General features: G+C 65.5%; 21 protein-coding genes. 11 read left to right on the top strand and 10 right to left on the bottom strand.

Going from position 1 to position 23,393, the window contains the following annotated elements; all coding sequences use genetic code 11:
• Positions 1-4: 4 nt before the first annotated feature.
• The 3 genes from ACTDXD_RS01540 to ACTDXD_RS01530 form a co-directional block, all read right to left on the bottom strand.
• On the bottom strand, positions 5-607 hold the full coding sequence (locus tag ACTDXD_RS01540; RefSeq protein WP_440125465.1) for a hypothetical protein: 603 nt from the start codon (positions 605-607) through the stop codon (positions 5-7).
• A 168-nt stretch (positions 608-775) separates the two neighbouring features.
• The gene (locus ACTDXD_RS01535; RefSeq protein WP_440125464.1) at positions 776-3,202 is read right to left on the bottom strand and encodes a TPR repeat region-containing protein; all 2,427 of its coding nucleotides are present in this window, start codon (positions 3,200-3,202) and stop codon (positions 776-778) included.
• The gene (locus ACTDXD_RS01530; protein ID WP_440125463.1) at positions 3,199-3,507 is read right to left on the bottom strand and encodes a hypothetical protein; all 309 of its coding nucleotides are present in this window, start codon (positions 3,505-3,507) and stop codon (positions 3,199-3,201) included. The genes ACTDXD_RS01535 and ACTDXD_RS01530 overlap by 4 nt, the downstream gene beginning before the upstream one ends.
• A 129-nt stretch (positions 3,508-3,636) precedes the next feature.
• On the opposite strand from ACTDXD_RS01530, the gene ACTDXD_RS01525 reads away from it, so the two are divergent.
• Together ACTDXD_RS01525 and ACTDXD_RS01520 are read left to right on the top strand one after the other, a co-directional pair.
• Positions 3,637-4,164 carry a hypothetical protein gene (locus ACTDXD_RS01525; RefSeq protein ID WP_440125462.1) on the top strand — a complete coding sequence of 176 codons (528 nt, stop codon included), beginning with the start codon at positions 3,637-3,639 and terminating at the stop codon, positions 4,162-4,164.
• A gap of 52 nt (positions 4,165-4,216) precedes the next feature.
• A complete protein-coding gene (locus ACTDXD_RS01520; RefSeq protein WP_440125461.1) occupies positions 4,217-5,095 on the top strand; it encodes a sucrase ferredoxin in 879 nt (292 codons plus the stop codon).
• Positions 5,096-5,116: 21 nt separating this feature from the next.
• Here the strand turns inward: ACTDXD_RS01520 and ACTDXD_RS01515 are convergent, their stop codons facing one another.
• Together ACTDXD_RS01515 and ACTDXD_RS01510 are read right to left on the bottom strand one after the other, a co-directional pair.
• Positions 5,117-7,240: an MMPL family transporter gene (locus tag ACTDXD_RS01515; RefSeq protein WP_440125460.1), complete on the bottom strand. Its 2,124-nt coding sequence runs from the start codon at positions 7,238-7,240 to the stop codon at positions 5,117-5,119.
• A 269-nt stretch (positions 7,241-7,509) separates the two neighbouring features.
• Entirely contained in the window at positions 7,510-9,087 is a 1,578-nt protein-coding gene (locus tag ACTDXD_RS01510; RefSeq protein ID WP_440125459.1) for a multicopper oxidase family protein, read from the bottom strand.
• 286 nt (positions 9,088-9,373) lie between these two features.
• Between ACTDXD_RS01510 and ACTDXD_RS01505 the strand changes: the two genes are divergently transcribed.
• The 3 genes from ACTDXD_RS01505 to ACTDXD_RS01495 all read left to right on the top strand — a co-directional run bounded on the left by ACTDXD_RS01505 (position 9,374) and on the right by ACTDXD_RS01495 (position 11,655).
• On the top strand, positions 9,374-9,877 hold the full coding sequence (locus tag ACTDXD_RS01505) for a nuclear transport factor 2 family protein (protein WP_440125458.1): 504 nt from the start codon (positions 9,374-9,376) through the stop codon (positions 9,875-9,877).
• A gap of 3 nt (positions 9,878-9,880) precedes the next feature.
• Positions 9,881-10,678, top strand: a complete 798-nt coding sequence (locus ACTDXD_RS01500) for an SDR family NAD(P)-dependent oxidoreductase (protein WP_440125457.1) — start codon at positions 9,881-9,883, stop codon at positions 10,676-10,678.
• A 68-nt stretch (positions 10,679-10,746) separates the two neighbouring features.
• The gene (locus ACTDXD_RS01495) at positions 10,747-11,655 is read left to right on the top strand and encodes a D-isomer specific 2-hydroxyacid dehydrogenase family protein (RefSeq protein WP_440125456.1); all 909 of its coding nucleotides are present in this window, start codon (positions 10,747-10,749) and stop codon (positions 11,653-11,655) included.
• 96 nt (positions 11,656-11,751) lie between these two features.
• Here ACTDXD_RS01495 and ACTDXD_RS01490 read toward each other — a convergent pair whose 3' ends face one another.
• The 4 genes from ACTDXD_RS01490 to ACTDXD_RS01475 all read right to left on the bottom strand — a co-directional run bounded on the left by ACTDXD_RS01490 (position 11,752) and on the right by ACTDXD_RS01475 (position 15,002).
• Positions 11,752-12,576 (bottom strand): ABC transporter permease, encoded by an 825-nt coding sequence (locus ACTDXD_RS01490; protein WP_440125455.1) that lies wholly within the window; start codon positions 12,574-12,576, stop codon positions 11,752-11,754.
• A complete protein-coding gene (locus ACTDXD_RS01485) occupies positions 12,576-13,547 on the bottom strand; it encodes an ATP-binding cassette domain-containing protein (RefSeq protein WP_440125454.1) in 972 nt (323 codons plus the stop codon). The genes ACTDXD_RS01490 and ACTDXD_RS01485 overlap by 1 nt, the downstream gene beginning before the upstream one ends.
• A 27-nt stretch (positions 13,548-13,574) precedes the next feature.
• Complete coding sequence (locus ACTDXD_RS01480) at positions 13,575-14,420, bottom strand: DUF4097 family beta strand repeat-containing protein (protein WP_440125453.1); 846 nt, start codon at positions 14,418-14,420, stop codon at positions 13,575-13,577.
• Positions 14,421-14,492: 72 nt separating this feature from the next.
• The gene (locus tag ACTDXD_RS01475; RefSeq protein WP_440125452.1) at positions 14,493-15,002 is read right to left on the bottom strand and encodes a YlcI/YnfO family protein; all 510 of its coding nucleotides are present in this window, start codon (positions 15,000-15,002) and stop codon (positions 14,493-14,495) included.
• A 125-nt stretch (positions 15,003-15,127) separates the two neighbouring features.
• Here ACTDXD_RS01475 and ACTDXD_RS01470 point away from each other — a divergent pair, with 125 nt between their 5' ends.
• From ACTDXD_RS01470 to ACTDXD_RS01455, 4 genes are read left to right on the top strand one after another with little or no spacing between them, the layout of a single operon-like run.
• Entirely contained in the window at positions 15,128-18,379 is a 3,252-nt protein-coding gene (locus ACTDXD_RS01470; RefSeq protein WP_440127494.1) for an error-prone DNA polymerase, read from the top strand.
• Between the two features lie 11 nt (positions 18,380-18,390).
• Complete coding sequence (locus ACTDXD_RS01465; protein ID WP_440125451.1) at positions 18,391-19,287, top strand: DUF4349 domain-containing protein; 897 nt, start codon at positions 18,391-18,393, stop codon at positions 19,285-19,287.
• Positions 19,280-19,588: a rhodanese-like domain-containing protein gene (locus ACTDXD_RS01460; protein WP_169685656.1), complete on the top strand. Its 309-nt coding sequence runs from the start codon at positions 19,280-19,282 to the stop codon at positions 19,586-19,588. Before ACTDXD_RS01465 ends, ACTDXD_RS01460 begins: the two co-directional genes overlap by 8 nt.
• A gap of 37 nt (positions 19,589-19,625) precedes the next feature.
• The gene (locus ACTDXD_RS01455; protein ID WP_440125450.1) at positions 19,626-20,414 is read left to right on the top strand and encodes an RsiV family protein; all 789 of its coding nucleotides are present in this window, start codon (positions 19,626-19,628) and stop codon (positions 20,412-20,414) included.
• A 10-nt stretch (positions 20,415-20,424) separates the two neighbouring features.
• Here ACTDXD_RS01455 and ACTDXD_RS01450 read toward each other — a convergent pair whose 3' ends face one another.
• The gene (locus ACTDXD_RS01450) at positions 20,425-20,889 is read right to left on the bottom strand and encodes a tRNA (cytidine(34)-2'-O)-methyltransferase (protein WP_440125449.1); all 465 of its coding nucleotides are present in this window, start codon (positions 20,887-20,889) and stop codon (positions 20,425-20,427) included.
• 120 nt (positions 20,890-21,009) lie between these two features.
• Here ACTDXD_RS01450 and ACTDXD_RS01445 point away from each other — a divergent pair, with 120 nt between their 5' ends.
• Entirely contained in the window at positions 21,010-22,527 is a 1,518-nt protein-coding gene (locus tag ACTDXD_RS01445; protein ID WP_440125448.1) for a wax ester/triacylglycerol synthase domain-containing protein, read from the top strand.
• Between the two features lie 5 nt (positions 22,528-22,532).
• Positions 22,533-23,387 carry a bifunctional methylenetetrahydrofolate dehydrogenase/methenyltetrahydrofolate cyclohydrolase gene (locus tag ACTDXD_RS01440; RefSeq protein ID WP_440125447.1) on the top strand — a complete coding sequence of 285 codons (855 nt, stop codon included), beginning with the start codon at positions 22,533-22,535 and terminating at the stop codon, positions 23,385-23,387.
• The last annotated feature ends 6 nt before the right edge of the window (positions 23,388-23,393 follow it).

Raw genomic sequence — 23,393 nt, 5'->3', positions numbered from 1 at the left:
CTGCTCATTCGGTGGTGCTGTCGAGGGCGGTTGGCCAACCCGGTGTGAAGGGCTCGACCTCCGGCGCGGTGGTGAGGACGTCGCCAGGGAAGGCGAGCGGGTCGGACCGTTGGAATACGTCTGTGCAGTAGTCGACCAGCTGTCGGTCGACCGGATCGCGGGTATCGAAGAACCAGTCGTCGAAATCGACAGATTGTTCGATGGTCCATCCTTTCAGTGCGTTCCAATTCGGATGGGCAGTTCTCATATTGTGATCGAGTATTGGTACCACGTTCGGGGGATCGGTTCGGGTGACTGCGATAACCGTTATGCTGCTGCCCGGATCTCGCACGGTCCATGTATTTTGCGTGGGTTCGGCCGTGCCCGACCGATCTTCGCAGAAGGTGACGCGGGTGGTATCACGTCCCATCCGGTCGGTGAGTGCCCTGATGTCGATGATATGATTGTGAATGGTTCCGGTTCGGGGAAATGCCTGCGTAGTTTCGGGCACATTGTATGGCGCGGCGTCGACGAAGCCGGGATATGTGGAAGAGGCGCTTCCTGAACTGTAGTAGAAATCCTCCGACTCCTGGAACGCACGGACGGTCTGGATCTCAGGGGATTCCAAACTGACTCCAGGGCCGGCGGTCCATCGGTGCGAGAGGTTCTGTGCTTCGAAACCCGCAGTATCGGAGGGCTTCGATGGAATCCCTGGAGGGGGTTCGACCGGGGAGCATCCAACGCAAAGGAGAACTGCGCAGGTACCCGAAACTTTCACGATCCACTTCATGTGGAATTACCGGACAAAGTTGACGGTGGGCGCAACATCGCGGTAACTGATTAAATACTCCTCGTTGTAATTGTTCGAATAGTCAGTGCCGTATTCGGCATTCAGTGCAGTCGTGATCATCTTTCGAATTTCCTGAGTGGGGTGACTGAGGGGATCAGTGCGTTCTGTAGCTGGTGTTCCGTCGGCAGAGAGGATCCCCGCTGCGGCGAGATTCTCGACTGCGGACGGATGTGAGGGGATTCCATCTGTTTCGACAAGATAGCGCGTAATTCTCATATCGTTCTCCGCGGATATTGTCGAGTCGTTCAGCGTGAACGCGCTGTTCTCTGTGGGTGTTTCGGGAATAGTGAAGTGGTCGCGCACCATCGGGTTCAGCATGTCCATCGTCAAGCCGGCTGTAAAGTTTGCGGGAACGAACGATGCGATCGTGTTGCGCATCATCGTGTAGCCGGTGTCGTATGCCTGATTGCGGCGTTCCGCGACGAGATTCTGGATGTTCTCTTGGTCTCGGGTCTGTTCGAGGGCGGCATTGTAGATGCCGGTGTCGATCAGAGCCTGGATGTGGGCGGTGTTCCCGGCCGCGGCGGTATTCGGTGAAATCATGCCGTACTTGTCGGGTTCGACGAGGCTGCGCACGAACTCCCGGTCGTATGCTTCCTGGAACGTCAACGCACCACCCATGAATGTCGTGTTGGCATCGGCTCCGGTCGACATCAGTGAGAAGACGCGCTGAGCGTGGACGAACCGCTTGTCTCCGTCGTCGCTGGATTCGACTGCGCGCAAGGTCCATTCGCTGCTGTCCGTATCGATTCCGGCGAGGTGCGGGATGTAGCCGACAAGACCGCTGCTCATGGCGTGAAGCAGGGCAGGGTTCGCCTCACCCAGATCGGACGTGTCGGAACCGTGAACATCCATGAGCCGCTCGTAATTCTCGGCGTGCGAGATGTACTGCGCCAGTCCGAGTGCGGCGCGGTCGGCCTGGTCTCGCCGTGCGACCGTGTCGGCGTCATTCGGGTCGGTCGCACCGATGGCCTCATCCGTCATCCACGATGTCATTCGGCCGAGTGCTGCGCCGTCGTCCTCCCAGTCGTGGGTGAACAACGGGGTGAGGATGTCGTCGCGTTGGGTGTCAGCGATACCGTCGCCGTCGAGATCTCCGGTGAGGATTCGTGTGTTGACGTCATTGTTGCGGGTGGCCACATCGAGCAGGGGTTCGCCGAGACCGGCCGGTGCCGATCGTGACGTGGACGCGAACGGAGTGTGGTCCGGCGCATCGAACAAACCCACCTGTGTGGAGGCCGCCTGGACGAGTTCGACGCCGAGGCGCGATCCGGGTACCGCCTCGGACGCCGCGACGGCCGCCCAGAAATCGTTCTGCTGCCCCACCCGGCGGGCGTAGGTGCCGTCGGGATCCAGAAGGTGTTCGGCGTGTGCGGCTGCGGCTGCGCCGGGTACGGATTCGAGTCGTTCGCGTTCGAACGGCGACACGGATTCGAGGAATTCGCCGAGTGTCGTGGCAGCTGGTGTGGACGGCCTCAGTTGGGTCAGCGCTCGCACATCGTCCGGGAGTCGCTCCCAGCCGCCTTGTGCGCCGTCCGCGTCGAAGACCTGCTCGTGCGACACGATCAGAACACCCGAACTCAAGGCTTCCGCGGCAGCTACCGCCTGCGGCCCACCGTCGTCCGTGAGGGCGCGATGGAGGGCCAGGAATCCGTCGACACCGCCCTCCCGATACAGGTCTTCGAGGTACTGGACTGCTCCGGTGGGGAGCGTGCGGATCTCCTTCCCTGCCGCAAGGTCGGCGAGCGCAGAAGGATCGAGTCCTGCGGCCGTCAGGTTGGATAGCAGGCGGCCGACCTCCCCGTCGGTGAGCTCGCCGTCGTCGAACATCTTCCAGTCGCGCGCTGCTTCGTCCGGTGAGAAGGTGGCGGCTCGTGGTGTCACGTCTATCAGTTCGGAGACCGCCTGAACGATGAGCGCGGCATAGTGGTCGTCGATCTCTCCGAGGCCGACGAGGTGGGTGCGAATTGCGTCGGAGTGCTCCGCGGCCGTGCGCTCACCGGGTTCCGGATCAGCAGTCCCTCCGGTGACCGTACCGGAGTCGTCGACAGTGAAACCGGCACGTTCGGCGTCAGCAATCGCGTTGTGGACGGTGAGGATCATCCATGACAGCGACTCCTCCGCTCTGCGGATCAGCGCGGCCAGGGCTTCGAATTCGCCGATTACGGTGCCGATGTGCCGCTGTTCGTGGTCGAGGTGGCGTTCGCATGCCTCGGCTGCCCGACCCTCCCAGTGGTGCCACAGAGCCGACGAGACTCCGGAGAGTCGGGTGCGGGACGCGTCGAGGCCGGTGGCCGCGTCGTCGACGGCTTTCGCGCAGTCGGCGAGCACGGAAGGGGCCCAGCGTCGGGCGTGACCGAGCTGTGGGATCATTCAGGAACGGCCGCAGCGAGTTCCGCGGCCAAGTATGCGTCGGTGTGCTCGTAATCCGCACTGACGCGATCGAGGGTATCGGCCAACGACCACGCGCGATCGGCGATCATCGAGATCGCGCGCCGCATCGCGGCCTCGGTCGAGCCCAGCGCCGTCACCACTGCCGCGCCACCGGTAAATCCGTCGGCCGCTCCCGCGACCACCCCGCGTGTGTCGATGCGGCTGACAACCTCCGCATTCGAATCGAAAGAATGAGATACCACACGCATCTCGTCGATGTCGGCTCTGATGGTGTCTTCCATCATCTCCCCCCCCGGGCCGTTGACAGTGCGAACACGATAGCGCACACTCTGCGCCGAGCTCACGAGACGGTCCCTCCGACGCGGGCACTCTTCAGTCACTCGCCTCGGAGTGGACTGGCATACGATCGGGTCATGTCCTTGTCCTCGCCCGACCGGAAGCTTCTCGCGACCTCCGCTCTGTTCGTCGTCTCGCAGGCGAACATCGCCCGCGTCCTCGGTTCCACCGCGCTGACCGTCGGTACGGTGCAGACGACGTTCTCGGCATCGAAGTACCGGAAGATCCTCGATAGTCTCGGACCAGCCGAACTCTCCCGTTATCGGGAGCACTACTACTGGGACATGTTTCATCCGCTGACCTTCGCTGTGGCGTTGCGGGCCGGTGCGCGCGCACTCGACCACCATCGGCCGCTGTCGCCGGCCGTGCGCAGGATTCTGCTCACCGCGCCCGTGATCGCTGCGGCAGGCGATTACGCGGAGAATGTCGCCGGCCTGTACCTGCTCGACCACCGCGACAAGATCACCGACGACACGGTGCGCGCCGCATCCACGATCAGCGTCACCAAGTGGACGCTCGCCCTCGGCTGCCTCGCCTATCTGTCCCAGGGCTTCCTCAGGATCTGGACGCAGGCGGGGATCAGGCGACTGCGGCGCACCCGCTGACACCGTCGCCGCCCGACTTTCTTCGGATGTGCGGGCGGGACACAATGGCGGCGTGACCACCGCTGCCTCCACTTGTTCTGCGCTGTCCGCCGTCGACGAGCCTTTGCCCGGCACCACCGCGACAGCCCCCGGCTACGTATGCTTGGAGTTCCCGTCGGCTTGGGGGCGTGACGTGCTCGACGGCACTGCACTCGGTGCGGAGCTCGCAGCTGAACTCTCGGCCCGCGCGGATGCGGCCGGGGTGCGGATCATGTTCATCCGGCGTCCGGGCCGCGATGTCCCGCGACCGACGAAGACCGTCCTCCTCGCTCGTACCGAGCCGGGCAATGCGTGGTGCGAACGACTCGAGATCACCGACCCGGCGGAGTTACTCGATATCGTGCCGCGCGTGGTGGCCGGCCCCCCGCCGAGGCTGGGAGAGGCGGTGTCCGGCCCGACCGTACTCGTCTGCGCGCACGGAAAGCGCGACCAGTGTTGTGCGGTGCTCGGACGCCCTGTCGCGTCGGCGCTGAAGGAAGAATTCTCGGACGCGGTCTGGGAATGCTCGCACACCGGCGGGCACCGATTCGCTCCGTCGATGATCCTGCTGCCTACCGGTTACTCATACGGTCGTCTCGACGCCGAGCAGAGCGTCGAGGTGGTGCGCGCGGCCGTACGCGGTGAGGTTCCCGCGCTCGGTGCGCGTGGCCGCAGCACGTGGGGAGCAGCAGGTCAGGTTGCCGAACTCGCGGTACGGGGTGCTGTGGGCGACCTGTCGATCGATGCCTTCACCGTCGACGAGACCGGAACCGAACCGCTCGTGCGGCACCGTGACGGACGGGAATGGCGGGTCGACGTCGAGGTCAGGGAGCTCTCGGAGCGACCCGCGAGTTGCGGTGCCGCGCCCAAGCCAGTGCGGCCCGTGGTGGCCACGAAGCTCACGCAACTGTAGGAAGTTCGGCCGACGAACCTTTCAGTGCCCGAGCCCGAATTTCTCGTGGACCTTCTTCATCCACTGCGGAGCCCACCAGTTCGTCTCGCCCATCAGTTTGATCAGCGACGGCACCAGCAGCATGCGCACGACGGTCGCATCGATGATCAGGGCAATGATCATGCCGACACCGAGGAATCGCATGATCGACAATCCCGAGATGGTGAATGCTCCGGTCACCACGATCAGCAGCAGGGCCGCGGACGTGACCACACGTCCGGTGCGTGAGATGCCGTACTCGACGGCCTCGACAGTCGTTGCCCCTGCTGCACGCGCTTCGACCATGCGCGACATCAGGAAGACCTCGTAGTCGGTGGACAGCCCGAACACCACAGCAAGGATCAGCACGACGAATGTCGGCTCCAACTCGTTGGGCACCACATTGATCAGCGATGCGCCGTGCCCGAGCTGGAACACCCACGTGAGCACGCCGAAGGTCGCGGCGAGACTCAGACCTGCCATCAGCACGGCCTTGATCGGCAGTACCACCGATCCGAACGCGAGGAACAGCAGGATCAGGGTCGAAACCACCATGATCAGGACCATCCACGGCAGTGCGTCGGAGACCGCGGTATTGGCGTCGTCGACCAACGCCCGGCTGCCGCCGACGAGCAGTTCCGAGCCGTCCGGGACGGGGATCGACCGCAACTCGTCGGTGATCTCACTGGCCCTGTCGGTACCGTCCACGCCCTGTGCGTAGATGGCCTGCACCACGGCGACGTCGTCCTGCTGCCCGACGGTGACGACCTGCGAAATCCCCTCGATGCCTGCGACCTCACGCGACACGGTGCGGAGGGCATCGGCGTCGACGGCCTGTCCGCCGTCGTCGCGCAGGACGAGTGTCGGGCCGTTGCCCGTGCTCGGGAACTCGTCGAGAAGCGTCTGGGTCGCCGCGCGTGCGGCGCTGTCCTCGGGCAACGCGGTGTATTCGACCTCGCCGAACTGAGCTTTCAGGACCGGGGTGGCGAGGAACAGCAGGCCCGCGGTGATGGCGATTGCGATGAGGGCGGGTCGCTTCATCACCTTGTGTACGACGCTGCCCCAGAACTTGCGTGCACGGGCCTCGCTGCGTGTCGACGCCTCGCGATCCCAGGTCCACGCGTTGATGCGGTGCCCGAGGAGCGCCAACACGGCAGGCACCGCCGTCAGCGACAGGACGGCGGCACTGAACACCGAGGCCATCGCTCCGAGACCGAGCGATCGGAGGACAGCCTGTGGGAAGACGAGCATGCCCGCGAATGCGCAGATGAGCAGGGCCGCCGAGAACATCACGGTGCGGCCCGCCGTCAGCATCGTTCGTTTCGTCGCGGCAGCAGGATCGGATCCGGAGGCGAGTTCCTCGCGGTATCGGCTGACGATGAACAATCCGTAGTCGATCGCCAGCCCCAGGCCGATCAGTGAGGTGATATTGAGGGCGTACGACGACACTTCGGTGACCGTCGAGAGCAGCCGTAGCGTCGCGAGGGAGGAGAAGATGGCCAGCACCCCGACGAAGACGGGGACAGCCGCGGCTACGACACCGCCGAAGATGAGGACGAGCAGGATGAGCGTGATCGGAATCGCGATGGCCTCGGCCTTGACGAGATCGCGCTCGAGCGTGTGAGTGAACTCGATGGAGACGACGGTGTTGCCCGCGAACTGGGACTCGACGCCGGGCACCTCGAGTTTGTCGAGGGCCGATTGGAAGTCGGCCGACGTCACACCCGAGCTCGTGCCGAGCGTGATGGTGGCCGCCACGCTCTGCTGGTCTGTCGAGAGCAACAGCTGATTCGTCGGTGGCGGTGCCGTCCAGTAGGTCGTGATGGCCTCGGACGGATACTGCTCGTCGAACGCGGCGAGCGTCTGCTCGATGTCGGGCCGGATGTCGTCGACGGTCCTGCCCTCGGGGGCGGTGTACATCGCGATGATGTCGGCAGTCTGCGACCCGAACGTGTCGTAGATGATCTGCTGCGCCTGCATGGCTTCGCTGTCGGCGACGTAGTAGCCGGCGCTGGAGAGCTTGCCGAAGACACCGATGCCCCATGCACCTGCAACGAGAACGACGAGTAGGACGAGGGCGAGGACCCACCGGCTTCTTGTCACGACGATCTCGGCCCAGCGATTCATACGTTCTCCCGGTCTGCTCGGTGTTGCCGAACGGCAACTGTAATCGCGAGCAGGACGCAGGTGATCGTCGGTGGGGCGGAGAAGAGAGGCGGACCGGCGCGTCGGGTGCCTCACGGCACGGGGCGCAACGTGGTTCCAGCCGGACGGTATTCCACGAAGGCAATTCACATTGGCTCCGGGGCGTACCGGCGCGCCGATCCGAATGGGTCAACGCGGTCGCGCGAGGATCTATTCCGGAGCCTCCACTGTGCGACGAGGCCCACACGCGGTCACCCGCTGTGGTCCTCTGCGCTGTGCCTCGCGCTGCCGTGGGCCGAGCCGAGAGGAAGGACGCCCACCTGATCGACTTCCTCGGCGCCGACGACCACGAACTGGCCCATCATGCCGTCGTCCTCGTGCCGGAGCAGATGGCAGTGGTACATGTACGGAACGTCGGGGTCGGCGTGGTCGCCGAACCGCATGAGCAGTCGCACAGTGGCGCCGGGCGGGACGTAGACGGTGTCCTTCCTGCCGGTCAGCGTCGGATGGTCGGCAGGCATCCCGGTCGCCTCGACGACCTGGAACTGCACGTCGTGGATGTGGAAGTTGTGGACCATCCCGCTGATGTTGGTCACCTCCCACAATTCGGTGGTGCCGGCAACGACGACCTCGTCGATGCGGTTCATGTCCATCGGAAGGCCGTTGATCTCGGTTGCGCTGGTGAGGTCGAAGGTGCGCGTGACGGTCGGTTCGCCGAGATCGTCCAGCGTCGCCAGTGGTGCCGGGACCAGTTCGTTCGGTTCGAGAGTGTCGGCGGCGCGCAGTTCGAGAACGTCGACGCTGTCGTCTCCGCCCGAGAATCGGGTCTGCCAGAAATCGGCGCGTAGATCGGGTGGGGTACTGCGGAGCACGTTCCGGGTTCCGGCGGGCGCCTCGACGACGATCTCGGCTCGTTCGCCGGGGGAGAGTTGAAGACTGCGGAGTGTCACCGGTGCCTCCAATAGTCCGCCATCGGTGCCGATCAGACGGAACGGCAGACCGGTGTCGAACGAGAAGTTGTAGATCCGCGCGTTCGATGCGTTGAGCAGCCGCAGCCGGATGCGTTCGGTCGTCACGTCCAGGAAAGCGCCGGGCGTGCCATTGACGAGGATTTCGTCGCCCAGGGTTCCGACGTTGGCGAACATCGTGTTGTCCTCGTCGAGCCGGGTGCCGTCGAACTTCTTGTCCTGCACGATGATCGGAAGGTCATCGATGCCGTACCGATGGGGAAGTTCGGGGCCGCTCGCCTCGTCGAGGAGGAACATGCCTGCGAGACCGCGGTACACGTGCGCTGCCGTGGAGCCGTGCAGGTGCGGATGATACCAGAGCGTCGCAGCAGGTTGATCGATCGTCCAGTGCGGCGACCACGTGGCACCGGGTTCGATTCTCTGGTGGGGACCTCCGTCCATTGCGGCGGGAAGGTGCATTCCGTGCCAGTGCAGGGTGCTCGTCTCGCCGATCTCGTTCGTCACGTTCACGCGGATGTTCTCACCGCGCGTGGCGCGCAGTGTCGGGCCGAGGTAGTTGCCGTTCACACCCCAGGTCTCCGTTTCGGGGCCGTGCCCGAGGTCGCTGGTACCGCGCTGCAGGGTCAGGTCGAACACGCGGGTGCCGTCATCGGCCACCGTGCTGTCGGCGAGTGGAGGAACATGCAGCGGCCGGTCGAATGCCACCTGTCCTGTCGTGTCGATCGAGGCTGTGTTCCAGAAGAAGAGCCCGGCACCCGCCGCGCCGAGAATCAGCGCCACGCCGAGGGCGAACAGGGCCGACACGATCCGCACCAGTAGTTTCACGTGCTTGATCGTGGTCGTCCGAGACCGGGAGCACATCAGGTCCGGAGCCTGATCTTCGACTGGGGGAGAACCCTCGGTCCTCGTCCGACTCCGCCTCAATTACAGGAGAAGCTCTTCTGTAATTGAGGCGGAGTCGCTACCGTGCATGGCAGGACCGAATCCTTCGGAGGGAGAAGATGATGCGTGCTGCTGGGTTGCGAGATGGAAGGGTCGAAACCCGGGTCGTCGACGATTCAGTATCCGGATCGGGCGAACTCCTCGTCCGATCTCTGGCGTGTCGCATCTGCGCATCGGGCCTACATTTCGACGCAAAGGACTGTCGATGAGCGATGTCGAGGAACTGCGCGAGATGGTCGCCGCGCTGGCCGCCGAGGTTCGCGCGCTCAGTGACCAGGTCGAGATCATGCAGCTGGTCGCCCAGTACGGACCCGCGGTCGACAGCGGGTCAGGGGAGGCGGCGGCTGCACTCTGGACCGACGACGGTATCTTCGACGCCGTTCCGCAGCGGCGGATGCGCGGGCACGAGGAGATCGTCGGCATGGTTCACGGCGACGGCCACCAGAGCCTGCTCCGAGACGGATGCGGTCATGTCCTGACCGTGCCGCACATCGTGGTCGACGGTGACCACGCCACCGGCCGTAGCTACGCGCTCAACATCCGCTGGGATGCCGACGCCGACCGATTCTGGGTGGCGCGAGTCTCTGCGAACAGTTGGCGTTGGGTGCGTACGCCGAAAGGTTGGCGGATCGAGGAACGGATCAACGCCAATCTCGACGGCACCGCCGAACACCGGGAGATGCTCACCCCGTCCACCGAAAGCGACTGAACGATGACGACAGACTTGGCAGGCAAGTACGGGCACTGGGGCATCGTCGTCGGCGGTTCCGACGGGATCGGTGCCGCGTTCGCTCACGGCATGGCAGGCCGGGGCATGAACGTTGTGCTGGTGGCACGACGAACAACCGTGTTGGAGGAGTGCGCCACCGAAATCCGAGCGCGGCACGGTGTCGAGGTGCGCACGGTCGCGCTCGACATGAGCACTTCCGACGCTCCGGCACGGCTCGAAACCGCGACAGCCGATCTCGGAATCGGGCTGTTCGTCTACAACGCAGGAAGTGACGATCGCAGTAGCGCGTTCCTCGACAAGGATCTCGATACCCACCTGTCGCTGGTCCATCGCAATTGCACGAGTGTGCTCGAAACGACCTACAGGTTCGGCGGCCCGATGGTGGCGCGGGGTCGGGGGGCCGTCGTCCTCGTGACCTCAGGTGCCGCATGGGTCGGGGGCCCCACCCTCGCGACCTACGGTGCAACGAAGGCGTTCGATCTCATCCTTGCGGAAAGTCTGTGGGCCGAGTGGCGCGGTAGCGGGGTCGATGTTCTGGGACTCGTACTCGGCGCGACCGACACCCCGTCGATGCATCGAGCGCTCGGCGCTGCGGGTGAAGCGCGCCGCGATCTGGCAGACCCCCACGACGTCGCGGAGGAAGCGCTCGAGCACCTGTCCGATGGACCCACGTGGATCTGCGGTGCCGACAACCCGACCGGCGGCTCACCGTTCGGCGCCTTGGGCCGCCGCGACGCAGTGCTCGCACTGAGCCGGAGTCTGGGTGTGAGCGACAAATAGGACGTCCGGAACACCTCCGGTGCGTCCTTGTCTCGATGACGGCGCCGCGCGGCGATAGGGTTCTATCCATGCGCATTCACCTGGGACCCGGTCACGATGATCACCTTGCGACCGCGATCGTCGACGGCGGTGCCGCGCTCGCCGAGTTCGACGACGCCGACGCACTGGTGTGGGACGGTGGTCCCGACGATTTCCCGAAGAATTTGCCCGATCACATCCGTTGGGTGCAGCTCACCTACGCAGGCATCGAGCCGTTCTTCCGGGCCGGGCTGATCGACGACCGGCGCATCTGGGCGAATGCCTCGGGCGTGTACGCCGACAACGTCGCCGAATACGCCGTCGGGGGGCTGCTCGTAGGGTTGCGCCAGTTCCACACGTCACTCGGAGCGACGAGCTGGCGGAAAGACGAGATCGATCCGCGGGTCCGGACGCTCCACGGGTCGACCGTGGCAATCGTGGGAGCCGGTGGGATCGGCCGCGCCATGATCCCGCGGTTGCACGCTCTCGGTGTGGAAGTGGTGGCGGTCAACCGTTCGGGTCGGCCGGTCGACGGAGCGAAGGTGACACTGCCGTCGAGTCGCACCGCGGAAGTGTGGTCCATGGCCGATCACTTCGTGATTGCGGCTCCGGCAACCGAGGACACCGATCGGCTCGTCGACGCCGCTGTGCTCGAGGCGATGCCTGACACTGCATGGCTCGTCAACGTTGCGCGCGGCAACCTGGTCGACACGGATGCACTCGTCGACGCGATGCGCGCGGAGAAGATCGCAGGGGCGGTCCTCGACGTGACCGAACCCGAGCCCCTGCCCGATGGACACCCGCTGTGGGATCTCGACAACGTCGTGATCACCCCGCACATTGCGAACACTCGAAGCGGTCTGACCGCGGCGTTCGCGCCGACGCTGCGTGAGAACGTGCGCAGGTTCATTGCGGGGGAGGAGCTGCTCGCTCGGGTCGAGCCGAGCGCCGGGTACTGAGAGTCAACTGAACCTTCCTCCTGCCCCACGGGTTTCCGTTGGTCGTGAACGTGCAGAAACCCTTGGAACTGGAGGAAAGACCAGAGCGCGATTCGATCAGCGTGTGTATTCAAGGTTGAACAACTTCTTCGACCACAAGTACCCGCCGAGGGCGATCAGCGCGCACCAGCCGAGCGCGATCCACCCGTGGTTTCCGATCGGGGTGCCCATCAGCAGACCGCGCAAGGTTTCGATGATCGAGGTGAACGGCTGGTACTCGGCGAACCACCGCAGCCCCGCGGGCATGGAGTCGGTGGGGACGAACCCGCTGCCGAGGAAGGGCAGTAGGATCAGCGGCATCCCGACATTGCTCGAGGCCTCGACGCTCTTGCTCGCCAGCCCGAGCGCGACCGAGAGCCAGATGAGCGCGAACGCCACCACGATCAGGAAGCCGGCCGTGGTGAGCCATTCGCCCGGTCCGGCCGTGGGCCGGAAGCCGATGAGCAGCGCGACACCGAGGACGGCCGCGATACTGAGCATGGTCTGGACGAGGCTGCCGAGCACATGTCCGGTCAGCACCGAGACGCGGGCGATGTGCATGGTGCGGAACCGGGCGATGATGCCTTCGGTCATGTCCATCGCGACAGAAATTGCGGTTCCTTGGACCGCGGCGGCGATGGTCATCAGGATGATTGCGGGCGTGACATAGTTGACGTATTCGGCTCGGCCACTGGATGTTCCGTCTATCCCAGCACCGAGTGTGCCGCCGAACACGTAGACGAACAGCAGCAGGAACACGATCGGCATCCCGATGAGCGTTACGGTCATCGAAGGATATCGTTGCATGTGCCTGAGGTTGCGACGCAGCATCGTTGCCGAGTCACGCAAGGGATGGAACGAGAGATCGGCGGGGGTCTTCCCGGTAAGTGTTGGAGTACTCATCAGTGGGTCACCTTGTCGTTGAGGGCACTGTCGTCGAGGGTGCCGCCGGTGAATGCGAGGAAGACGTCGTCGAGATCGGGTGTGTGTACGGACAGTTCCTCGACGTCGATGGATTCGTCGTCGAGACGGTCGATCAGGGTTTTGAGGGAGCGCATGCTGCCGTCCCCGGGCACCCGCAGGGCGAGCGCGTCCTGCTCATGGGAGGCCTGGTCGAGGATGCGTTCGGCCTTGTCGAGGTTGCTCGGGTCGGCGAATCGCAGGCGGACGTGGCTACCGGGAATGCGGCGTTTGAGCTCGTCGGGGGTGCCTTCTGCGACCAGCCTGCCGTTGTCGAGGACCGCGATCCGATCGGACAGTTCGTCCGCTTCTTCGAGATACTGAGTGGTCAGGAAGACGGTGACCCCGGTGGACACGAGGTTGCGGACGATCTTCCACATGCTCCGGCGACTGCGCGGGTCCAGGCCGGTGGTCGGTTCGTCGAGGAAGATCACTTGCGGACTGCCGACCAGGGTCATCGCGAGGTCGAGTCGCCTCCGCATCCCGCCCGAATAGGTCGATGCCGGCTTTCCGGCCGCGTCGATCAGGTCGAACTGTTCGAGCAGCTGGGCCACGACTTGTCGCCCGGTGCTGCGAGAGAGGTGCTGCAGGTTTGCCATCAACTGCAGGTTCTCCCGTCCGGTCATCAGGTTGTCGACCGCTGAGAATTGACCGGTGACGCCGATCGCGGCTCGGACCGCGTCGGGTTCGTGGGCGACGTCGTGGCCCGTGATGCTGACGTACCCGGCGTCGGCGTTGATCAGGGTGGACAGGATCTGGACCGTGGTGGTTTTGCCTGCACCGTTGGCGCCCAGCAGGGAGAACACTGTTCCCTGCGGCACGGTGAGGTCGATGCCGTCCAGTACGACGTGGTCTCCGAACGACTTGCGTAGCCCGGTCACCTCGATTGCGGGTACGGAATGTGTGGTGGTCATGGGTACTCCCTCGATGTGTGAGCTGGATCAGGAACGGCGGGCCGTGATGCTTCCGAACGAGGTGTGAGCGTGAACCTCGACGGTCGCGTCGGAGGGTTCGGGTGCGGTGGCGTCGTCGAGCAGGTTGTGTACCTGCCCGAATCCGGTGTTCACGTCCAGCCATGCAGCGGTGCCCTCGGCAATACCGATCTCCAGATCACCCATTGCGGTGCCGAGTTCGACCGAGCCGTGGACGATCTCGCCGAGGCGGATGCTGCCGTTGGACGTCTTCGCCTCGACATGTGCGGTGGCCCGGTCGATCGAAATGTCTCCGTTCGCCGAGCGCACCCGGACGTCGCCGGTGACCTCGCCGATCACGGTGTCTCCGTTGTTGTTCTTCACGATTGCGGAGCCGTCGATCTCACCGACGCGGATTTCTCCTGTGCCGGTACGGATCTCGGCGTTCCCCGCGACACGGTCGGCGGTGATGTGACCGGCCGAGGTGTCGGCGCGCAGCGGGCCGGTCTGCTCGAGCCGGGCATTCCCTGCGGAGGTCGTGAATCGGCACTCCCCGAGCCGACCTGTGGCACTGAGGTTCCCCACTTGCACCTCACCGGACAGCCGTGAATCGCTGGGTAGGTCGATGGAGATCTCGACTGATCGGGTCTTGTTGGAGAAGTCGAAGAGGCGTGCCTTCGGCCCCGTGATCCGGAGCGCGCCGTGCTCGAGGTCGATGCGGACTCGTTGCGCGGCCTGCACGTCCGACTCATCTGATTCGTTGCTCGGGCGGACATCGACGGCGGTGTCGGTGCGGTCGCTCGCAGTGATCCGTACGTTGCCGACGCTGAGTTCGACCGTGACGGAGATCGGTTCCGGTGTCTCGAAAGTGGGCATAGGTGTCCCCTGGTCATAGGTGGGTGAAGCATGTCCGCAGGCCGGAGATGCGGTGTGGTGGTAGTGGTGCGGTCAGCGAACCCAACCGGTGAAGCGTTGCTTGGTCGGTCTGCTCCGGATGTCGGTGTGCTGGTCGCGGCTCGGTTGCTGTAGCGCGGACGATGCAGCGCGGACCAGCCAGGCGTTGACCGAGCGGCCTTCCTCGGCCGCGGCCTCTTCGACTGCGGTCTTGAGTTGCTCGGGGAGACGCACATTGATCCGCGCGGTCGGCCCGTCTTCGGGGATCGGCGCACTGCTCGCCGGTGCCGAGGTCTCGTCGGCCACGGTTACCTGTTCGGCGGGAGGTGCGGTGACGACGAATTGCGGATCGCGGCCGCGGAGTCGTAGTTCCACCGAGCCGGGAGCCAGGTCGAGGGTGATCTCGTCGGCGGCGGCGGACAGTGCTTCGAGGATGGTCATCCGGATTGCCGATTCGAGAGATCCTGTCAGGCGCTCGACCAGTGCCCGGGATTCGTCGCCGCCGGCTTCGGCGAGGGTGGCGAATTCGCGTCCGAGATTGTTCACGTACGAGTTCAAATCCATGATGCCAGTGTGGCACACGCTTGGCACCAGGGAAATGGTTTATGGCTCATTTTGGCATCAATTTGGCTCGCTCCTACTATTCGAACATGTGTACGATAGGAATGTCGGTGTCGCGGGAGGTGAAGATGGGGTGGAACAACGGTCCGCCGACCTGGTCGGAGATGGAACGTGTCCTGTCCGGCCGCTCCGCTCCGATGCATCCGGGCGACGGCAACGACGCCCCTGCCTGGTCCCGTACTCGCCCCGGCTACGAGGGGAAGGTGCAGCTGCCGCGCGGCCCCGTCGTGCCGTACGCCGAGCTGCACTCGCACTCGGCGTACAGCTTCCTCGACGGCGCCTCTACGCCCGAAGAACTCGTCGAAGAGGCTGTTCGTCTCGGCCTCGATGCCCTCGCGCTCACCGACCACGACGGCCTCTACGGCGTCGTGCGGTTTGCGGAGGCCGCGCGGGAACTCGGCATGCGCACCGTGTTCGGAGCCGAACTCGGTCTCGACGACGCGCACCTGCTGGTCCTCGCGCGTGGCAGCGAAGGGTACAGGCGCCTGTCGCGACAGATCGCCGCCGCGCACCTGGCGGGCGGGGAGAAGAACAAGCCCCGCTACGACTACGACGCACTCACCGACGCTGCCTGCGGACATTGGCAGATCCTCACCGGATGCCGCAGGGGGCATGTACGGCAGGCCCTCGACGCGGACGGCCCCGATGGCGCCGACCGTGCGCTGCGCGAACTCGTCGACCGCTTCGGAACCGAGCGCGTCACCGTCGAACTCGCCTGGCATGGCCTGCCCGACGACCATGAACGCAACACCGTCCTCGCGGAACTTGCCGGACTATACGGACTTTCGTGCGTGGCGAGTACCGCTGCGCACTTCTCCGTTCCGGGCAGGCGACGGCTCGCGATGGCCATGGCGGCGATCTCCGACCGGCAGAGCCTCGACGCCGCTGCGGGCAGACTGCCCCCGGTCGGCGGCGGCCACCTGCGATCGGGCGCGGAGATGGCACGTCTGTTCGGGGCGTTTCCCGGTGTTGTGCAGGCCGCCGCTGACCTCGGCCGCGAATGCGCCTTCGACCTGAGCCTCATCGCACCGAAACTGCCGCCGTTCGATGTACCCGACGGACACACAGAGCAGTCATGGCTTCGCGAACTCACCTACGGCGGAGCCCTGCGCCGATACGGACCCCCGGAACGCTACCGGGACGCCTACCGGCAGATCGAACACGAACTCGCCATCATCGAGCAACTGGGTTTTCCGGGATACTTCCTCGTCGTCCACGACATCGTGCAGTTCTGTAAGAGCAACGACATCCTTTGTCAGGGAAGAGGTTCTGCGGCGAATTCTGCCGTGTGCTATGCGATCGGCATCACCAACGTCGATCCCGTCCGCAACGGTCTGTTGTTCGAAAGGTTCCTGTCGCCGGAACGTGACGGCCCACCGGATATCGATCTCGACATCGAATCCGACCGCCGTGAAGAGGCCATCCAGCACGTCTACGAGAAATACGGGCGCACCCATGCCGCGCAGGTGGCCAACGTCATCACCTACCGTGGCAAGTCCGCGGTGCGCGACATGGCGCGGGCGCTCGGCTATGCGCAGGGCCAGCAGGACGCGTGGAGCAAGCAGGTCAGCCGCTGGGGCGGAGTGGGCCCCGGATCCGAGACCGCGACCGCGACCGATATCCCCGATCCGGTGCTTCGGCTCGCAGCCCAGATCGAGGGTCTGCCGCGACACCTCGGGATCCACTCGGGCGGGATGGTGATCTGCGACCGTCCCGTCGCCGATGTCGTCCCCGTCGAATGGGCACGGATGGCCGGTCGCACCGTCCTGCAATGGGACAAGGACGACTGCGCCGCCGCCGGACTGGTCAAATTCGATCTGCTCGGCCTCGGCATGCTCTCTGCGCTGCACTACATGATCGACCTCGTCGCCGAACACGAAGGCATCCCCGTCGATCTCGCGCAGCTCGATCTGTCGGAGGACGCCGTCTACGAGATGCTGCGCCGCGCGGATTCCGTCGGCGTGTTCCAGGTGGAGTCGCGCGCGCAGATGGCGACACTGCCACGGCTGAAACCGCGGCACTTCTACGATCTCGTCATCGAGGTGGCGCTGATCCGCCCCGGACCCATCCAGGGCGGATCCGTGCACCCGTACATCCGGCGGCGCAACGGCCTCGAACCCGTCGTCTACGACCATCCGTGCCTCGAGAAAACGCTCGAACGCACTCTCGGGATCCCGCTGTTCCAAGAACAATTGATGCAGATGGCCGTCGATGTCGCCGGTTTCACCGCTGCGGAAGCCGACCAGCTGCGTCGCGCGATGGGGTCGAAGAGATCCCCGGAGAAGATGGAACGTCTGCGCGCGCGGTTCTATCAGGGCATGCGAGAGCTGCACGGACTGACAGGGGAGGTCGCCGATCGCATCTACGAAAAGCTGTACGCCTTCGCGAATTTCGGATTTCCCGAAAGCCATTCGCAGAGTTTCGCCTCGCTGGTGTTCTATTCGTCCTGGTTCAAACTGCATCACCCCGCGGCATTCTGTGCGGGTCTGCTCCGAGCTCAGCCGATGGGTTTCTACTCGCCGCAATCGTTGGTAGCCGACGCCCGGCGACACGGTGTCGTGGTGCACGGACCGGACGTCAACGCGAGCCTTGCCCACGCCACCGTCGAGAATCGAGGCCAGGAAGTGCGCCTCGGGCTGGGGGAGGTGCGACACATCGGCGACGATCTTGCCGCACGCATCATCGAGGAACGACAGGCACACGGCCGGTACCTCTCCCTGCTCGACCTGACCGCCCGCATCGAACTCTCCACGGCTGCGACCGAAGCCCTCGCGACGGCCGGTGCATTGTCGAGTTTCGGCGTCACCAGGCGAGAAGCGCTGTGGGCGGCCGGTCCGGCATCGACGCAACGCGCGGGCCGGCTGCCGGGCATCGGTGCGTCCGCCCCGGCCCCCACCCTGCCCGGCATGAGCGATGTCGAGCTCGCCGCCGCCGACGTGTGGGCCACCGGAGTCTCACCGGACAGCTATCCGACGCAGTTTCTGCGCGACCGGCTCGACGCGCTGGGGGTGATCCCCGCGTCGCGCTTGCTGCAGATCCCGGACGGGACTCGGGTGCTCGTCGGCGGTGCTGTCACCCATCGGCAGCGTCCGGCGACCGCAGCCGGTGTCACCTTTCTCAACCTCGAGGACGAGACCGGCATGGTGAATGTGGTGTGCTCGGTGGGGTTGTGGGCGAGATACCGGACCCTCGCACACACTGCCCCCGCGCTGTTGGTGCGCGGACGAGTCCAGAACGCGGACGGTGTCGTGACGGTGCTGGCCGACCGACTGCAGCAGATGGATCTACGGACACCGGTGAAATCCCGCGACTTTCGATAGCATCGCGCCCCATGAGACGCCTGCTGATGGTTGCGCTCCTCGCGCTGGTCGCGCTCGTCGCCGCTGCGTGCGGTGAGGGAGGTGACGGTGGCTCGGGGCCGATGAGGGATTCGGGACCTGCGATGGATTCGGGGCCTGCAATGTCGGAATCTGCGCCGGCGCTCACCGACGGCGCCCGTTCCTCGTCGCCCGCAGACGAGGCAGAGCCGGACCGGAAGGAGGTCGTGACCGGACGTATCATGCTCACCGCGGACGATCCCGTCGCAGCCGGTCGCGAGGTGGTCACCATCGTGGAAGACTCTGACGGCCGTATCGATTCGATCACCGAACGACCCGAGTCGAGCAGTGTGCTCACCGTCCGTGTCCCTGTGGACGGGCTCGACGCCGTGATCGACGACGTGCGGCAGCTCGGACGCGTCACGAGCCTGACCACGAGCCGCGACGACGTCACCCTGCAGTACACCGACCTCGAGGCGCGCGTCGGCGCGCTCCGCGCCTCGGTCGACCGGCTGCGTACTCTCATCGAGTCGGCCGACAACACAGCCGACATCATCGAAGCGGAGAACGCCCTTGCCGAGCGGCAGGCCGACCTCGACAGCCTCGAAGCCCAGCGTCGGCAGCTGGCCGACATGGTCGACCTGTCGACTCTCACCGTCGACATCAGCACACAGCAGCGCCCGTCGGACAGTGACAGTTTCTGGGACGGCATCGTCGAGGGGTGGAACGGCCTGTGGGCGACCCTGGGGGCCGCGGTGGTCGCAGCGGGTATCGCGCTACCGTGGTTGGCGTTCCTGATCGTGTGCGCCGGAATCATCTACCTGGTGGTCCGGTGGATCGCCCGATCGGGACGGTCTTCCGCCGGAAATCCCGGCGAGGCCCCCGACGAGAGGACCGACAACGATGCGTGAAGTCGATCTGGCTGCACTGGAAACCGCACTCGCCGAGGGTGCGCCCGTCATCGACGTGCGCGAACTCGACGAGTACATCCAGGTGCGGGTTCCTGGCGTGACGCACATACCGCTCAGCGAGTTCGTGGCACGGGTCGAGGAGATCCCCGCGGCCGAGACCGTGTACATCATCTGTGCGGTGGGGGGACGCAGCCTGCAGGCCGCCGACTATCTGTCCGGTCGCGGCATCAACGCCGTCTCCGTTGCCGGTGGCACCGACGGCTGGCAGCAGTCGGGCCGCCCCGTCGAGAGTGGTGCCTGAGCGTCAGTGCAGGTCCGGTGTGGGCAGTGCGTTCGACATGCGTGATCGCCGCCTCCCGCTCCTTGCCGGTGCCTGCGCTGTAGTCGTTCTGGTGCTGACGGCATGCACCGCCGAGAGCGGTACTGCAGTGGCGGGATCCTCGACGGCATCTCCGCAGATCACGGAGAACACCTCGACCTCGATCGGCACCACAACGGCCACCGAAGCCGATCAGCAGCCGTATCGTGCAGAGACCCTTCTCGTGTCCGGATCGACCGATCGCGTCGACTATGCCGTCGAGATCCCCCAGATCGGTGGCGGGGACCCCGCGGTCGTCGACGAGTTCAACGAGTCCATGCAGGCCGCGTTGCAGGACCTGATCGACGGCCGCGGGACCGAGCGCTACACGCTCGCCACGGGCACACAGGAGGTGACCCGGATCGGTGAGCATGTCGTCGCCGGACTGTTGATCACGTCCTACAACATGAATCCACCCGGCGCGCACCCCACAGCACTCGTGTCCACCGTTGTTGTCGACACCGACAACGCCACCCCCGTCACGCTGCAGGACCTGTTCCCGGACCTGCAGGCCGGACTCGACCGATTGTCCGAGCAGTCGGCGCTGCTCCTTCCGGAGACCGCGGCCGGTCCGGACTACGTCCGCGAGGGCATCGCACCCGAGGAGAACAACTTCGCCGACTGGCTCCCGACGCCCGAGGGTATGCAGATCCGGTTCGGCGATTATCAAGTGGGCCCGCACGCCATCGGACTCGTGGACATCACCGTTCCCTGGGACGAACTGGCCGATGTCATGGATCGGGCGATTCTGCCGGTGGTCAGCAGCTGAAACAGACCGGTCAGACTGCGCCGTCGAACCCGTGCTGGCGCCACGCCTCGTAGGCCACCACCGCGGCGGCGTTCGACAGGTTCAGCGAGCGGCGTCCGGGCAACATCGGAATGCGGACCTGTGTGGTGACATGCGGATCGGCGAGCACCTCGCCGGACAGCCCGGTCGGTTCGGGACCGAACAACAGGACGTCGCCCGAGCGGTACTCGATGTCGGCGTAGCTGGTCGTGGCGTGCGCCGTGAACGCGAAGACACGCTCCGGTTTCAGTGCTTCCCACGCCGCCTGCAGATCGGCATGCACCGTCACCGACGCCAGATCGTGGTAGTCGAGCCCGGCCCGCCGCAGCTTCGGCTCGGACAGATCGAATCCGAGGGGCTCCACGAGGTGCAGCTCGTCGCCGGTCGCGGCGACCATCCTGATCGCATTACCCGTATTCGGGGGGATACAGGGCTCATGGAACATCACTCGGAACACTCGTTCCAGCTTGCCAGCCGGTTCGAGACCGGACACACGCGGGGGGATGCGGCCTCGGCCGAGAGCTGTTTGAATCGGACGGGCAGACGCACAGCGAGACCGCGGAGGCGAACCATCGCGATGACACGCACATACGGGGTTCGTCTGGCTCCGCGCGACGCCCTCCACGTGTTCGTCGAGGAGGCGAACCCAGAAGACCCACCTGCGGTAATGCTGAGTTTCTATGTGTGCGACACGGAACAGGACGCGAATCCGATCGGCACCAACGCCGAGGCGGTGACCTGGTTCCTCGATCGGCTGGAACGGACGCCGGCGCTTCGTCGCCGCCTGCATCGAGTTCCCGCCGATCTCGACTACCCGTACTGGGTCGAGGCGGACGTCGACCCCGAGCACCACATTCGCTTCACGACGGTCGGCCACACCTCCCGCACCGAACTGCACAGGCGCCTGGCGTCGATGAAGGAGGCGCCCCTCGACCTGACAAGGCCACCCTGGGAGGTGCATGTCCTGACCGATGTCAGCGGGGTCGACGAGCTCCCTGCGGCGTCGACCATCGTCGCGTTGCGAATACACCATTCGCTCACCGACGGACTGGGAGCAGCCGAGATCGCCCGCGCGTTGTTCGACGATCCGGACGCGAAGCCGGCAGGCACCGAGGCGCTCTCCTCGGTTCCCGGTGTGGTCCGGGCGGTATCGGCACTGCCGTTCCGGTTCGTGCGGATGGTACCTGCTGTGCTCGCTGCGCTCCGCGCGCGGAAGGCGCTGACCACGCTGACCGCAGCGGGAACGATCACCCCACCGGCGCCGTGCCGTCCACGAACGCGTTTCGATACCGGTGGCAGCGGGTCGCGGCAGTTCGGCCGGGTCCGCATGGATCTGCGCGACGTCCGGGCCGTCGCTCGCTCCACCGGAACATCCGTCAACGATGTGATCCTGTCCGTGGTCTCGGGCGGTCTGCACTCGTATCTCGAGCAGCACGGAGAAACCCCGCCGGCGTCGCTCGCGGCGATCGTCCCCCGGTCGACCCGGCGCAGGTCCGGCGTCGAGGGAGGGAAGACCCGTGCGGCGAACGAGGTCACGCTCATGTACGTCGACCTGCACACCACCGACCATGCGGACCCGCTCGAGCGACTCCGCCTCGTCCGGGAATCGTCGAACTTGGAGAAGCAGCGTGTCGCGCGTCCGGAGACGGCGGCAACCACCGCACCCGTCGATGCTTCGCCCGCAGTGGACCTGAAGGTGTCGATTCGGCGTGCCCGCAACCGGAGGATCGAGTCGAGCGGCGCCGTCGTCGCTCTGGCGAACACCGCGGTGACCAATGTGCCCCGCGGCCGGGTCGAGGGCCTCCGTTTCGGCGGCAGCCCGGTGGTGGAAGCGCTGGGGACACCGATGCTCAGCCGGACCTCCGCCCTCGTCCATTCGGTGACATCGCTCGGAAATACTCTGAATCTGACGTTCCTGGTGAGTGTTTCGTCGATGCCGGACCCCGAGGACTACGAACGCCGTCTCGCGTCGGCGTTCGAAGATCTGTACCGCGCCGGAGCCCCCGACGGCAATCAGGTGGACTCTCGCGGTTGTTCCCCGTCCGGAACGATGTGGCACCGCCCGCCGCGAGCGAGTGGATACCTGGAAGAATGAGTGACGTGACTGCGACCATCCTGGACGGCAAAGCAACCCGCGACGAGATCTTCGAGGACCTGGTGGTCCGCGTGACAGCGCTGAAGGACAAGGGCATCACGCCCGGCCTCGGCACGATCCTGGTGGGCGACGACCCCGGATCGGCGGCGTACGTGCGCGGCAAGCACAACGACTGCGCCAAGGTGGGCATCACCTCGATCCGCAAGGATCTGCCCGCCGACATCACCCAAGAACAGCTCGAAGCGGCGATCGACGAACTCAACGCCGACCCCGCATGCACGGGGTACATTGTGCAGCTTCCGCTGCCCGGGCACCTCGACGAGAACGCCGCCCTCGAGCGGATCGACCCTGCCAAGGATGCGGACGGACTGCATCCGGTCAACCTCGGACGCCTGGTGCTCGGCAAGGAGGCGGCGTTGCCGTGCACCCCGCGGGGCATCGTCCACCTGCTGCGCCGCTACGAGGTGCCGATCAACGGCGCCCATGTGGTGGTCATCGGCCGCGGCGTGACCGTGGGCCGCCCGATCGGGCTCCTGCTGACCCGTCGCAGCGAGAACGCGACAGTGACGCTGTGCCACACCGGCACCAAGGACCTCGCCGCCGAGGTGAAGCGCGCCGACATCGTCGTTGCCGCAGCGGGTGTGCCCGGTCTGATCACCGCCGACATGGTCAAGCCCGGTGCAGCAGTGCTCGACGTGGGTGTCTCGCGCACAGCCGACGGCCTGCGCGGCGACGTCGCCGGCGACGTCCGCGACGTTGCCGGGTTCCTCTCGCCCAATCCCGGTGGTGTCGGACCCCTCACCCGCGCGTTTCTGCTGACGAACGTCGTCGAACGCGCCGAGCACGACGCCGGTCTCTGAGCAGTC

It is taken from the genome of Rhodococcus sp. SJ-3 (assembly GCF_051918125.1).
In the GTDB taxonomy this organism is placed as follows: domain Bacteria; phylum Actinomycetota; class Actinomycetes; order Mycobacteriales; family Mycobacteriaceae; genus Rhodococcus.
This window is presented reverse-complemented; position numbering and strand designations above follow the sequence as displayed.